The organism is Priestia sp. 3CA3, from assembly GCF_056836725.1.
This window is the reverse complement of record NZ_JBXENJ010000001.1, coordinates 779,666-792,681: the sequence shown is the minus strand read 5'-3', so window position 1 is coordinate 792,681 and position 13,016 is coordinate 779,666. Positions and strand designations below refer to the sequence as shown.

Sequence of the window (13,016 nt, the reverse complement as noted above, 5' to 3'; positions counted from 1 at the left end):
GTCAACCGAATGTTAGTAATTCTAACATAAATTTTTCTGAACATTTTTTCTATACAAATAAATAGCACTTCGTTTATTTTTATAGCTTATTTTTTTACTTGTTAACGGGGAGAAATAATCTTTCTATCTTATAAAAGTTCTTTTGTCAGTAATTGATCTACCGCCATGCATATTGCTACTTTTACATGAGCATACGTTAATCCGCCCTGCACGTAAGCGACATAAGGCGGCCTGATAGGACCATCTGCCGTAAGCTCGAGGCTCGCTCCTTGTATAAACGTTCCTGCTGCCATAATCACATCATCTTCATACCCTGGCATATAAGCAGGATACGCCGTTACGTGTGAATTAATTGGCGAAGCGAATTGAATTGCCTGACAAAAAGCCACCATTTTATCGCGGTCATCAAACTGAACAGATTGAATTAAATCTGTTCGTTCACTGTCCCACTTCGGTTCACTTTGCATACCAAGCTCTTCAAACATAGCGGATGAGAAAACCGCTCCTTTTAAGGCTTGACCTACTACGTGCGGCGCCAAGAAGAACCCTTGATACATTTCTTGCAAGCTATACAGCGTCGCTCCAGCTTCTGCACCGATTCCAGGAGTTGTCATTCGGTATGAACAAGCTTCCACTAGGTCTTTTCGTCCTGCAATATAGCCACCGATTTTAGCGAGACCTCCACCAGGGTTCTTAATAAGCGACCCCGCCATCAAATCCGCTCCTACATGCGTTGGCTCGATTGTTTCTACAAATTCACCGTAGCAGTTGTCAACAAATACAACAACGTCAGGCTTAATGCTCTTTACAAACGAAATCATTTCTTTTATTTGAGCGACTGTAAAAGAAGGACGAATGCCGTACCCTTTTGAACGCTGAATGCCTATCATCTTTGTATGCTCATGAATAGACGCTTTCACTTCTTCAAAATCCACTTGACCTTCCTCAGTTAAATCTACTGATTTATAGCTAATGTTATATTCTTTTAAAGAACCTACACCGCTTCCTCGTATGCCAACGATTTCTTCAAGCGTGTCATAAGGCTTTCCAGTTATATATAATAGTTCATCTCCAGGACGCAGTACACCAAACAGCGAAATGCCGATTGCATGCGTGCCTGAAATAATTTGCGGACGCACTAGACATGCTTCTGTTCCAAAAACGTCCGCATATACTTTCTCCAACGTATCGCGGCCTAGATCGTCGTAGCCATACCCCGTTGTCGGATTAAAATGTGAATCACTCACTCGGTTTTGCTGAAAGCTTTGCAGCACTCGAAATTGATTTGCTTCAATACGCTCGTCAATTTTCTCATGTACGGGCTTAATCTGCTTTTCTACTTTTGCAGCAAGTTCCCGAATGCGTGCCCCGTTTTTTAACTGATCAAACATCATTTCTTTGTTCCTCAACTTTCTTCAAGCGTTTGTAGCTTTTTGTAAAGGGGATGCTCTTTTGCAATATACCCTTTGCACTGATACTTCTCAGTTTCTTCATTGAACTTTAACGACTCAAGAATAGAGACCGTTTTTAGTTCAGCGAGCATTTTTCCTTCATAAGCCGGCAGCAGCACATGAAAAAACGCCATTTCTTTTTTCATTTCTTCTTGAATTCTTTTCCCAAGCTTCACTAAATCCGTAGCTTTAAAAGCGCTCATTGATAACGATGTTGAAGCGGATGGGACAAATAGTTCATGCTGCATATCTTCTTTATTGTAAACTGTTAGCATCGGAATGTCCGTTACGTTCAGCTCTTCTAGTAAGCGATGCACTGTTTTTTCGTGGTTGTTGTAATCTGGATTAGATGAATCTACCACGTGCAGAACAAGGTCAGCTTCGGTTACTTCTTCAAGTGTTGAACGGAAGGCGGCTACTAACGTTGTTGGAAGATCTTGAATAAATCCAACCGTATCCGTTAACAGCGCCGTTAATCCTGACGGAAGCGTATACTGTCTTGTCGTTGGATCAAGAGTTGCAAACAGCTGATTTTCTTCAAAAATACCAGCTTCGGTTAAGCGGTTAAAGATCGTCGATTTACCAGCGTTCGTATAGCCCACAATTGCAATTTGATAGACATGATTACGCTTACGTCTTTCTCGATAACGTTCGCGGTGACTTACCACTGTCTTTAACTGACGCTTAATTTCATCAATTTTACGGCGAATATGTCTGCGGTCACTTTCAAGTTTCGTTTCACCAGGACCTCTTGTTCCAATTCCGCCTCCAAGACGCGACAAAGCGGTACCTTGTCCTACTAACCTAGGCAGCAGATAATTTAATTGAGCAAGTTCCACCTGCATTTTTCCTTCTCGCGTTTGAGCACGCTGTGCGAAGATATCCAAAATCAGCTGCGTGCGGTCAATAACACGCGCAGATAAACCTGCTGACAAATTGCGGATTTGACTCGGTGACAATTCATCATTAAATACAATTAAATCAGGCTCTAACTCTTCTTCAAGAGCCACAAGTTCTTCTACTTTCCCTTTTCCAATATAAGTAGCTGGATGAATGCGATCGCGCTTTTGCGTTAACCTTACCAGCACTTCGCCTTTTGCAGTCTCAGTTAAAGATGCTAGCTCATCCATTGAATATTCAAAACGTTCGTCATCGTCATGAAGCTGACATCCGACTAAAATTACGCGTTCAAGTTCAGTATTCATTTCTGCTGTCAAAGATTTTTCCTTCCCTTACTATTAAATTGACAAATCATTCATATCATATCAAAAAAATGTCCATTTCTCCATCTTTGCAAAAGAGACAGAATACATTGTCTTTTACTAGTTTAACACCCTTTTTAAAATCTATAAAACGATGATTAAAAAAACATTGAAATATCACGAAATTCTGTATACAATTTGAATTGGTTTACTTATCGAAATTTGAATCAGGCTGCCTGATTTTAAAATAATAGTCGCTACTTGGTGAAAACAGAATAAAGGGGATAGCATCATGACTTGGGACGTACTTAGCATTATTGGAACGATTGCTTTTGCAATCAGCGGAGCTTTCATTGCCATGGAAGAGGAATATGATATTTTAGGCGTTTACATACTCGGAATCGTAACGGCTTTTGGCGGAGGAGCCATTCGAAACCTGCTTATCGGTGTACCGGTGTCTGCCCTTTGGGAACAAGGACTCTTTTTTCAAATTGCTTTATTATCTATCACTGCCACTTTTTTATTTCCAAACAATATCTTAAAACATTGGAAGCGATGGGGAAATTTTTCGGACGCCATTGGCCTTGCAGCATTCGCGATTCAAGGAGCGCTTTATGCCACTCATATGAACCATCCGCTTAGCGCGGTTATTGTAGCTGCGGTCTTAACAGGAAGCGGCGGGGGGATTATCCGAGATTTATTAGCACGCCGAAAGCCTACTGTTCTTAAAGATGAAATTTATGCCGTATGGGCGATTATCGCAGGATTTAGCGTAGGGCTCCATATTACAAACACGCCTGTAGAACTTTATACGTTATTTATCTTGCTTGTAGGCCTTCGGATGTGTTCATACATTTACAAATGGCGCCTGCCGATTAAAACGATTCGACAACCAAATATGTAGAAAAAAGCCTTTCATGACGAAAGGCTTTTTTTCACAGCTGAATATCGCTTGACGTTAAAGTTAAAAGCTCGTTGCGTTCAAAGCTTTCTTCTTCTAAAAGCCTCATGGATTGAGTACGTATGGAACGTTCAATAATGTTTCGCACATATCGACCGTTACTAAAATCCCTAGGCGTCTGATTGTACTTCACGTCCATAAAATGATCTTTTAGCTTTTTATAGGCCTCTGTACTAAACTGATACTGCCTGTCATTCATCATGTGACCCGCAATGTCCATCAGTTCATTAACATCATAATCCGGAAAATCAAAAATAAACGGAAACCTAGAGCGCAGTCCTGGATTAAGACTTAAGAAATTTTCCATTTCTCTTGGATAACCAGCTAAAATCAATACAAACTTATCATTTGAATCTTCCATATGTTTGACCAATGTATCAATCGCTTCTTTTCCAAAATCTTTTTCTCCCCCTCTTGCAAGAGAATAAGCCTCATCGATAAATAAAATACCTCCAAGCGCTTTTTTTACAAGATCTCTCGTTTTCTGAGCGGTATGACCAATGTATTCTCCAACTAAATCTGCACGCTCTGCTTCAATTAAATGTCCTTTAGACAAGATGTTCATATTCAAAAATAATTTACCCAGCAGGCGGGCTACCGTCGTTTTCCCTGTTCCTGGATTTCCTTTAAACATCATATGCAGCGCCTGCTTTCCCGCTTTTAAGCCCTGTTCCTCTCTTTTTTTGTTAATATATAGCCACGCATATATTTCTTTTATCATTTTTTTCAATTCTTCCATTCCAACCAGTCCGCTCATTTCTCGTTCAATTTCCCGAAGCGGCTCATGATTTATCACAGCTTTTTTGGCAGGACGCGGAATTGATGTCGTATACGATTTTTCCTTTTTTGTTTCATTATTTAAAATGATATTAATTTGCCCATTATTTTTAAGAGTTATCGGCTGTTCCACCATGTTCACCTCTCGTTTCATCCCACTTCTCTGTATCGCATAGCTGCATGCGATGAACGATACGAAGACAATGATCTCTTATTACCGAAGAAATAATCGTCTATTATAAGGTTTATGTTCAATGAGTAAAAACAATGTTAAGAAACTTTTCTAAGCCTTTATTTACATAAAAAAAGCATCCGAATATGCGGATGCTTCTCTTTAATCTCTATTCAAGTTCTACTGTAATATTTTTATTTGGTACAAATGTCGAAATCGCATGTTTATAAATCAGCTGCTGTTTTCCTTCAGATTCAATTAGCACAGTAAAATTATCAAATCCTTTAATTAGTCCTCTTAATTGAAAACCATTTAAAAGAAATACCGTCACATAGATATTTTCTTTACGTAATTGATTTAAAAATTGATCTTGAATATTAACTGATTGTTTCATTATTCGGCCTCCTCGTTTCTCTATCTGTTTACTTAATTCGCTTCTTTCTTCAGCTTTCCTGCAATATATGTAAAAATTTCAGCAAACTTTTCGGGAAATTTGTCAACTTCCATCTCTATCCATTTTACAGGCATTTTATTTCGAAACCATGTTAACTGACGCTTTGCATATCTGCGTGAATTTTGTTTCAACTGTTCAACGGCTTCTTCGAGCGTACAGCGTCCCTCGAAATAAGCATAAAGCTCTTTGTAGCCGATAGCTTGAATTGATTGTACATCATGCAGACCACTTTCGTACAATGATTTGACTTCCTCAAGCAGTCCAGCCTGCATCATCATATCGACTCGGTGATTAATTCTCTCATATAATACGTCTCGATCCATTGTAAGTCCAATAATGGTTACATCGTATAATAACTCTTGCGACTGTTCTTTTGTATAGTCACTGAATTTTTTGCCGGTTACTTCATAAACTTCAAGGGCTCGAATTACACGGCGATGGTTATTTTTATGAATAGCAGCCGCACTGTCTGGGTCAATTTCTTTGAGCTTCTCATACAGGGGATCAATGCCATGAGCTTTAATAAATACTTCCATTCGTTCACGAACTTTTTCATCACTAGGCGTCTCTGTGAACTGATAATCATAAATAACGGATTGAATATAAAGACCCGTCCCTCCAACAATCATCGGCATTTTTCCTCTAGCACGAATATCATCGATTTGTTTTCTTACAATCTCTTGAAATTCTGCCACAGAAAACGATTCATCCGGCTCCTTAATATCGATCAGGTAATGGGGAACACCCTGCATCTCTTCTTCTGACACCTTTGCTGTTCCGATATCCATCCCTTTATAAATTTGCATCGAATCACCTGAAATAATTTCACCGTCTAACTGTTTGGCAAGTTCAATGCTTAATTTTGTTTTACCAACCGCAGTTGGTCCAATAATGACAATAAGTTTTGGTTTCTCTCCCGTCATAACAACACTACTTTCATCTATAGGCATTCACATCATTCCATTTTATCCAAATGGTCATGATTTATTCAACAAAACGGCTAGCTGCAGCTAGCCGCATTGCTTACATCACTCGCTTAAACATTTTTTCCATTTCATACGTCGAATGATGAATAATAATTGGTCGTCCGTGCGGACACGTAAATGGATCCGTTGTTTTTCTTAACGTTTCAAGTAAAGCAAAAATCTCATCGTTTCGCAAATGATGATTCGCTTTAATCGATCCTTTACAGCTCATCATAATAGCCGCTTCTTCTCGTAACTTTTCGATATTGACTCGTTTCATCGTAAAGATTTGCTGAATCATCTCTTCAATGGTTTCCTGTTCCTCTCCTTTTGGAAACCACTGCGGATGTGAACGAACGATATAGGAGTTTTGTCCAAACGGTTCTAAAAAGACTCCTACTTCAGCAAGCATGTCTTTGTATTCTTCTAAAATCAAGGCTTCATTTCCCGAGAACTCTAGCGTAAGCGGCATAAGCAGTTCTTGAACTTCTGAATCTACTTCTCCAAGCTTTCGCTTAAAATATTCGTACTTGATTCTCTCCTGCGCCGCGTGCTGATCAATAATAAATAACCCTTTTTCATTTTGTGCCAAAATATACGTTCCGTGCATTTGGCCAATTGGGTACATCGCAGGAACACGCGGTTCTGGCTGCTCTTTGGCTGAACGGTTTGGTTCTGGAATAGGTGCGTTTTCTTCCACCAATTCTTCATAGTGTTCTATTTCTCGAAACGTTGGTTCAAGTTCTTCATCTTGACGTATGACCTCTGTTTTAGCAGGCGGCATGATCTCGTCTACACGAGCGGGAGTCTCCTTAAAGCTAGGCTCGCGAACCGTATCAGACGGCTGATAGCCAGACGGTTTAGACTGATGATCAAATGTAAAGGTCTGCTGCTCAGTTGGCTGCACAGCTGATTTTGACTTGGTTGGTACTACAGCATCCGGAATTAACTGCTGCTTTTTAAAAGCAGCTTTTACTCCTTGTTCAATAAGCTCAAACAGCTCCGCTTCTTTACTTAAACGCACTTCTAGTTTCGCTGGATGAACATTCACGTCCACTAACAAAGGGTCCATTGTAATGGTTAAAAACACGATTGGAAAACGGCCGATAGGTAAAAGGGTATGATAGCCCTGCTGTACCGCTTTTAACAACCCGTAGTTTTTAACAAAACGACCGTTAATAATGGTGGACATATAGTTGCGAGAAGCTCGTGTAATTTCAGGAAGAGCAACGTAACCATTCACTTCATAATCAAGAGACTGAACGTTAATCGGAATCATTTTTTTTGCCACTGCCATTCCATAAATAGCTGCAAGCACTTGGCGCACATCTCCGCTTCCGTTCGTATACAGAAGCTGTCTTCCTTGATGCATCAGCCGAATTGAAACTTCAGGATGAGACATCGCAAGGCGATTGACGACATCCGTTACGTTACCAAGCTCCGTGTTTACCGTCTTCATATATTTTAAACGTGCAGGTGTGTTAAAAAATAGGTTTTCAATAACAAGTTCGGTACCTTTTCGGCTTGACGTTAATTCGTGATGAACGATTTCTCCGCCTCTAAGTTTAAGGTGAGTGCCGGCTTCTTCTCCCGTACTCGTTTTGAGTTCAAGCATTGAAACCGAAGCAATACTTGGCAAAGCTTCACCGCGAAATCCTAACGTTCGAATTCGAAATAAATCTTGTTCTGTTTTGATTTTACTTGTCGCATGTCTTTTAAAAGCGGTCAAGCAGTCTTCAGAAGCAATGCCGTCTCCATTATCCAATATACGAATTTTTGAAAGCCCAGCTTCTTCTAGTTCAATTTCAATAACTGTACTGTTTGCATCAATAGCATTTTCGACTAGTTCTTTCACCACCGAAGCAGGTCGTTCAACAACCTCTCCGGCAGCAATTTTATTTGAAAGTTCGTCTGAAAGCTGCACAATTTTACCCACAGACTCACTCCTCTCAATCTATTTCTTTTTTAATGATTTTTGCAGTTCATACATCGCATTCATTGCGTCTAAAGGCGTCATTTCTAAAATATCGAGCTCTTTTAAACGATCGATAATTGCTTTTTCACGTTTTGAAAGCGCAGGCTTTTCTTTTTTCTCTTCTATTTCAAAGAACGAAAGCTGATTGGCTTCATCTGCTTTTTTACGATCTGCACGTTCTTCTTGAACCAAAGAAGCACCTTCTTGTGGAACTTGTTGTGTTATCTCTTCTCTTTTTGGAGCCTGACGTACAGGTTCACGCTCAGAAAATTGTTCTAAATCGTGTAAGATGACGCGAGCTCTCTCCAGAAGCGGATCTGGAAGTTCTGCTAGTTCCGCTACGTGAATACCATAGCTTTTATCTGCGGCACCATCTTTGATTTTGTGTAAAAAGACGACTTTCCCATTTTTTTCAACCGCGCTTACATGAACATTTTTAAGCGCAGGAAGCGACTCATCGAGTACGGTTAATTCATGATAATGAGTAGAAAATAGTGTCTTACAGCCAATATGTTCATGAACGTATTCAATAATTGCTTGAGCAAGAGCCATTCCGTCATACGTAGACGTGCCCCGTCCAATTTCATCTAACAGGATCAGACTCGACTGAGTGGCATTTGTCACTGCATTCTTCGTTTCTAGCATCTCGACCATAAACGTACTTTGGCCTGAAATTAAGTCATCAGCCGCTCCGATACGTGTAAACACTTGATCAAAAATCGGCAGAACCGCTTCGTCAGCTGGCACAAAACAGCCAATTTGAGCTAATATCGCCGTTAAAGCGACCTGACGCATGTACGTACTTTTACCAGACATATTTGGTCCTGTAATCAGTAAAATTGAACTATCATCTGTCATTTGACAGTCGTTTGGCACATATTCCTGCGAATTCATTACTTTTTCTACTACTGGATGGCGTCCATTTTGAATCGAAATGTCTTCACTTGAAAAAATAGGCTTCGTGTAATGACGTTCTTCACTGATTTTTGCAAAGCACTGCAGTACGTCGAGCTCACTTACTTTTTTAGCAAGTTCTTGCAGCCTTGGAATATATGCTTTTACTTCTTCACGAATTTGTAAAAACAATTCATATTCCAGCTCTACAATTTTCTCTTCCGCTTCTAAAATTAGCGCTTCTTTTTCTTTCAGCTCAGGCGTAATAAAACGTTCTGCATTTGTTAACGTCTGTTTTCGTTCATACATTCCTTCAGGCAAAAGATGCAGATTTGCCCGCGTTACTTCTATATAATAGCCGAACACACGATTATAACCAATTTTCAGTGAGCGAATCCCTGTTTTCTCACGCTCTTGCTGTTCAAGTGACGCAATCCACGTTTTTCCGTTTCGGCTTGCATCTCGATATTGATCAAGCTGTTCATGATAGCCGTCATTAATAATGTCTCCTTCTTTAATTGACAACGGAGGGTGCTCTTTTAATCCTCTTTCAAGAAGATTAGCTAATCGCTCACAAGGATCAATGTCTTCAACAAGCTTTGTGGCATAAGGATGATTCAAACGATTCACAACCTCTTGAATATGAGGCACATTTTGCAATGATTTTTTTAATTGAATTAAATCACGAGCATTTACATTCCCAAAAGCTACTCGACCAGCTAAGCGTTCTAAATCATATACGTCTTTTAGCAACTCACGCAGTTCTTCTCGTTCAAAAAACTGTTTCATTAAGACATCTACCATATTCAAACGATTATCAATATCCGCTTGTTTTAAAAGCGGACGGTCAATCCAATTTTTTAATAAACGGCCGCCCATTGCCGTAACGGTCTGGTCTAATAGCCATAGAAGCGAGCCTTTCTTTCCTTTTGAACGAATCGTTTCGGTTAACTCTAGGTTTCGCTTAGAGAACAAATCAATTTTCATATATTCATTGATTTGATAAAACTGCACGGGCTGTAAGTGCTCAAGCGAACGCTTCTGCGTGCGAGTTAAATACTGAAGAATACGCGCAAACGTTGTAATAAGCTTTTGCTGCTGAAGCGACTCTACTAAATAATCTAGTCCTTCTACTTGATCTGTACTATTTTCATAAGAAATGGTAATCGTCATGCGCTCTTTTAGTGTTTGTAATAAGTCAGCAGGAAACTCAGAGCTTACAACGACTTCTTTTGCTTCTTTTGCATAAATTTCTGAGACGATATCGTGAAACGAACTAACAAGCGTTACGCTGTTTTCTCCTGTAGACAAATCAGAAAGAGCAAGACCAAACGTTTGATCCTCGAACGCAGTAACAGAACAAATATAGTTATTTTCCTTTTCATGCAGTCCGCGTTCGTTCATCAGTGTTCCGGGTGAAATCACCTGCACCACTTCTCGCTTTACAACACCTTTTGCATGCTTAGGGTCTTCTACCTGCTCACAAATAGCTACTTTAAATCCCTTTTCAATTAAACGCTCGATATACGTAGGAGCAGAGTGATACGGAACCCCGCACATCGGAATTCGCTCTTGTCCTCCTCCGTCTCGACTTGTTAATGTTATTTCAAGTTCTTGAGAAGCTGTCGTAGCATCTTCAAAGAACATTTCATAAAAATCACCTAATCTAAAAAATAAAAAGGCATCTTGATACTCTGCCTTAATTCTCAAATATTGCTGTATCATTGGCGTATACGCTGCCATACTATTCCTCCATACCACATCTAGTTGTGCGTTTTTGCTACACGTATTATAACATAAGTCTTTCTTAAACTTAATTTATTCAAATAGAACAATCTTCAATTTCTTTTCATCAAACAAATAAAAAAGCTTCGGACGAAGGAAGAAGCTTGTCCGAAGCTTTTCATTATTTACTGCTGTTCAAATGACTATGCTTACGTCCGTATAAGAAGTAAACCACTAGCCCTAGTACAAGCCAAATTACGAAACTAATCCATGTTAACTTTGGAAGCTGAAGTGCTAAGTATAAACAGAACACAAAAGCTAAAATTGGAACCACCGGCACGAACGGTACGCGGAAACCAGTCGATTCTGAAGTTTGTTTTGATTTACGTAAATATAAAATTCCAATTGATACAGTCATGAAAGCAAAAAGAGTACCGATATTTGTTAACTCTGCTAATCTTCCTAATGGTACTAAACCAGAGAAGATAGATACTAGTAAACATGTAATCCACGTATTTACTACTGGCGTTTGTTTTTTCTCACTGATTTTTGAAAAAGGCTTCGGCAATAGACCATCTCGACTGATCGCATAAAATAAACGAGTTTGTCCATACATCATAACGAGTAATACCGTTGTAATACCAACAATTGCACCTAATGAAATAAATCCTGCTACCCAGTCTTGATTAATGTAGCTTAAAGCAAATGCTACAGGGTTTTTAACATTTAATTCAGTATAAGGGACGATTCCTGTTAAGATAAGCGATACGACGATATAAAGGACTGTACAAATCGCAAGAGATGCGATGATTCCAATTGGCATATCTCGCTGAGGCTTACGTACTTCCTCGGCCGCTGTTGCTACAGCATCAAATCCAATGTAGGCGAAGAATACAGTTGCTGCTCCTGTCGCTACTCCCGAGAAACCAAACGGCATAAACGGCGTCCAGTTTTCTGGCTTAACATAGCTAACTCCTACCCCGATAAACAGAAGTACAACAGCCAGTTTAATAATAACCATGATAGCATTAAAACGTGAAGATTTTTTTACTCCTTGTGTTAAAAGCAAGGTAATTAAGAAAACAATCATAATTGCTGGAATATCAATGTACGTGCCGTTTGCAGGATTGTATGCACTTGTTAAAGCTTTCGGAAAATGTATGCCAAACCCTGCTAACAATCCTTGGAAATACCCCGACCATCCGCTCGCTACAGCAGAAGAAGCAAGACCGTATTCCAAGATAAGATCCCACCCTAAAATCCAAGCGATTAATTCACCAAATGTTGCATAACTGTAAGTATATGCACTTCCTGAAACGGGAACTGTTGAGGCAAACTCCGCATAACAAAGAGCTGCAAACACACACGCAAGTCCTGACATAATGAAAGATATAACTAAAGCTGGACCGGCATGTTCAGCGGCGGCTACGCCCGTTAATACAAAAATTCCGGTTCCGATAATGGCTCCGATTCCTAACATCGTTAAATCGAAAGCGCCTAAATCCTTTTTTAATTTAACACCTTTAGAGTTGGTTTCACTAATTAACGTTTGAATTGATTTTTTACGAAATAAGCTCATAGTAAACCCCCAAAAAATACTTATCTGATATAACTAAATTTTCTGAAAATTAATGCATTATTTTCTTTAGATTTACTATACACTGCGCATTCGACAAAAAGCAATATATTTTTTTATTTTTATAATAATTTTCTGAAAATAGTAAAAATAAAAAAACTAGGAAGAACTTCTTCCTAGTTACTCATCGTCTCCTAATATAAAATCAGGATCTAAATCTTCAAATTCATCGTCATCTACGTCTAAATCAAACTCGTCTTCATCATCGCAGCCTTTCGGATTTACTGCAACACAAACCTTGGTTTCGCCAATCACTTCTGCCAACAATTCTCTCTCTACTTGAACAATCGTTTTATTGCCATTTGGTGAAATTGTGCACTCTAGACAATTTGGCTGCTGCAGCACGCGAACAATTACTTCGTAATCGTCTCCAATCGAATCTTCATCTTTATAGCGCAGCTTAATATTATCTTTGTATGATACGGTTTCCGTCCAAACTTCGGTTTTTGTATTATTATTGTACGAATACCAGATGTTAATATCATATCTGCCGTCAACTTCTACATTGCTGCCGCTTTTCTTTGCTTTGTACTCATGGTTAATCACCCAGCATCCTAAGATGCTTGTTGGTCGATTTTTCGGTGCAAGCGTATGAGACGATTGTGTAAACTTGCGACCTTTACCTACGACTGCTTTTGTAATAATTTCTCTATAGTGTTGTGACATGTGAGCATACCCTCCTCAAACTATCTTCATTTCATCCTATGCAGGCTCATTCACTTGTTTGCACATTATTTTTAAGAAACTAGGTTTAAGGCATAAAAAACCTATGTTCCATTGTATGCAAGGATATAGAAAAACGTG

10 protein-coding genes are annotated in these 13,016 nt (G+C 39.3%); 1 reads left to right on the top strand and 9 read right to left on the bottom strand.

The genetic code is table 11. The features are described 5' to 3' along the window. Positions 1–128: 128 nt before the first annotated feature. A complete protein-coding gene (locus AC1VNJ_RS04040; RefSeq protein ID WP_033579808.1) occupies positions 129–1,391 on the bottom strand; it encodes a methionine gamma-lyase family protein in 1,263 nt (420 codons plus the stop codon). A gap of 14 nt (positions 1,392–1,405) precedes the next feature. Next, the gene (gene hflX, locus AC1VNJ_RS04035; RefSeq protein ID WP_482640328.1) at positions 1,406–2,668 is read right to left on the bottom strand and encodes a GTPase HflX; all 1,263 of its coding nucleotides are present in this window, start codon (positions 2,666–2,668) and stop codon (positions 1,406–1,408) included. 277 nt (positions 2,669–2,945) lie between these two features. Between hflX and AC1VNJ_RS04030 the strand changes: the two genes are divergently transcribed. Beyond that, positions 2,946–3,557, top strand: coding sequence for a trimeric intracellular cation channel family protein (locus tag AC1VNJ_RS04030; RefSeq protein WP_013058789.1), 612 nt, complete (start codon positions 2,946–2,948; stop codon positions 3,555–3,557). A gap of 31 nt (positions 3,558–3,588) precedes the next feature. On the opposite strand, the gene spoVK is transcribed toward AC1VNJ_RS04030, so the two are convergent. From spoVK to AC1VNJ_RS03995, 7 genes are all read right to left on the bottom strand, one after another. Further along, a complete protein-coding gene (gene spoVK, locus AC1VNJ_RS04025; protein WP_223546698.1) occupies positions 3,589–4,527 on the bottom strand; it encodes a stage V sporulation protein K in 939 nt (312 codons plus the stop codon). A gap of 205 nt (positions 4,528–4,732) precedes the next feature. Further along, positions 4,733–4,957 carry an RNA chaperone Hfq gene (hfq, locus tag AC1VNJ_RS04020; protein WP_013058791.1) on the bottom strand — a complete coding sequence of 75 codons (225 nt, stop codon included), beginning with the start codon at positions 4,955–4,957 and terminating at the stop codon, positions 4,733–4,735. Between the two features lie 32 nt (positions 4,958–4,989). Then, positions 4,990–5,940: a tRNA (adenosine(37)-N6)-dimethylallyltransferase MiaA gene (miaA, locus tag AC1VNJ_RS04015; RefSeq protein ID WP_034265185.1), complete on the bottom strand. Its 951-nt coding sequence runs from the start codon at positions 5,938–5,940 to the stop codon at positions 4,990–4,992. 100 nt (positions 5,941–6,040) lie between these two features. Then, positions 6,041–7,918 carry a DNA mismatch repair endonuclease MutL gene (gene mutL / locus AC1VNJ_RS04010; protein WP_482640327.1) on the bottom strand — a complete coding sequence of 626 codons (1,878 nt, stop codon included), beginning with the start codon at positions 7,916–7,918 and terminating at the stop codon, positions 6,041–6,043. An 18-nt stretch (positions 7,919–7,936) separates the two neighbouring features. Further along, positions 7,937–10,594: a DNA mismatch repair protein MutS gene (mutS, locus tag AC1VNJ_RS04005; RefSeq protein ID WP_028411377.1), complete on the bottom strand. Its 2,658-nt coding sequence runs from the start codon at positions 10,592–10,594 to the stop codon at positions 7,937–7,939. A 163-nt stretch (positions 10,595–10,757) separates the two neighbouring features. Beyond that, the gene (gene bcaP / locus AC1VNJ_RS04000; RefSeq protein WP_033579805.1) at positions 10,758–12,155 is read right to left on the bottom strand and encodes a branched-chain amino acid transporter BcaP; all 1,398 of its coding nucleotides are present in this window, start codon (positions 12,153–12,155) and stop codon (positions 10,758–10,760) included. 177 nt (positions 12,156–12,332) lie between these two features. Further along, a complete protein-coding gene (locus AC1VNJ_RS03995) occupies positions 12,333–12,878 on the bottom strand; it encodes an outer spore coat protein CotE (RefSeq protein ID WP_013058796.1) in 546 nt (181 codons plus the stop codon). Positions 12,879–13,016: the final 138 nt, after the last annotated feature.

Excerpts from the sequence above, each read along its gene's own strand:
- AC1VNJ_RS04040 (WP_033579808.1), bottom strand. The coding sequence starts at position 1,391 with ATGTTTGATCAGTTAAAAAACGGGGCACGCATTCGGGAACTTGCTGCA.
- AC1VNJ_RS04030 (WP_013058789.1), top strand. The coding sequence starts at position 2,946 with ATGACTTGGGACGTACTTAGCATTATTGGAACGATTGCTTTTGCAATC.
- spoVK (WP_223546698.1), bottom strand. The coding sequence starts at position 4,527 with ATGGTGGAACAGCCGATAACTCTTAAAAATAATGGGCAAATTAATATC.
- hfq (WP_013058791.1), bottom strand. The coding sequence starts at position 4,957 with ATGAAACAATCAGTTAATATTCAAGATCAATTTTTAAATCAATTACGT.
- miaA (WP_034265185.1), bottom strand. The coding sequence starts at position 5,940 with ATGACGGGAGAGAAACCAAAACTTATTGTCATTATTGGACCAACTGCG.
- mutS (WP_028411377.1), bottom strand. The coding sequence starts at position 10,594 with ATGGCAGCGTATACGCCAATGATACAGCAATATTTGAGAATTAAGGCA.
- bcaP (WP_033579805.1), bottom strand. The coding sequence starts at position 12,155 with ATGAGCTTATTTCGTAAAAAATCAATTCAAACGTTAATTAGTGAAACC.
- AC1VNJ_RS03995 (WP_013058796.1), bottom strand. The coding sequence starts at position 12,878 with ATGTCACAACACTATAGAGAAATTATTACAAAAGCAGTCGTAGGTAAA.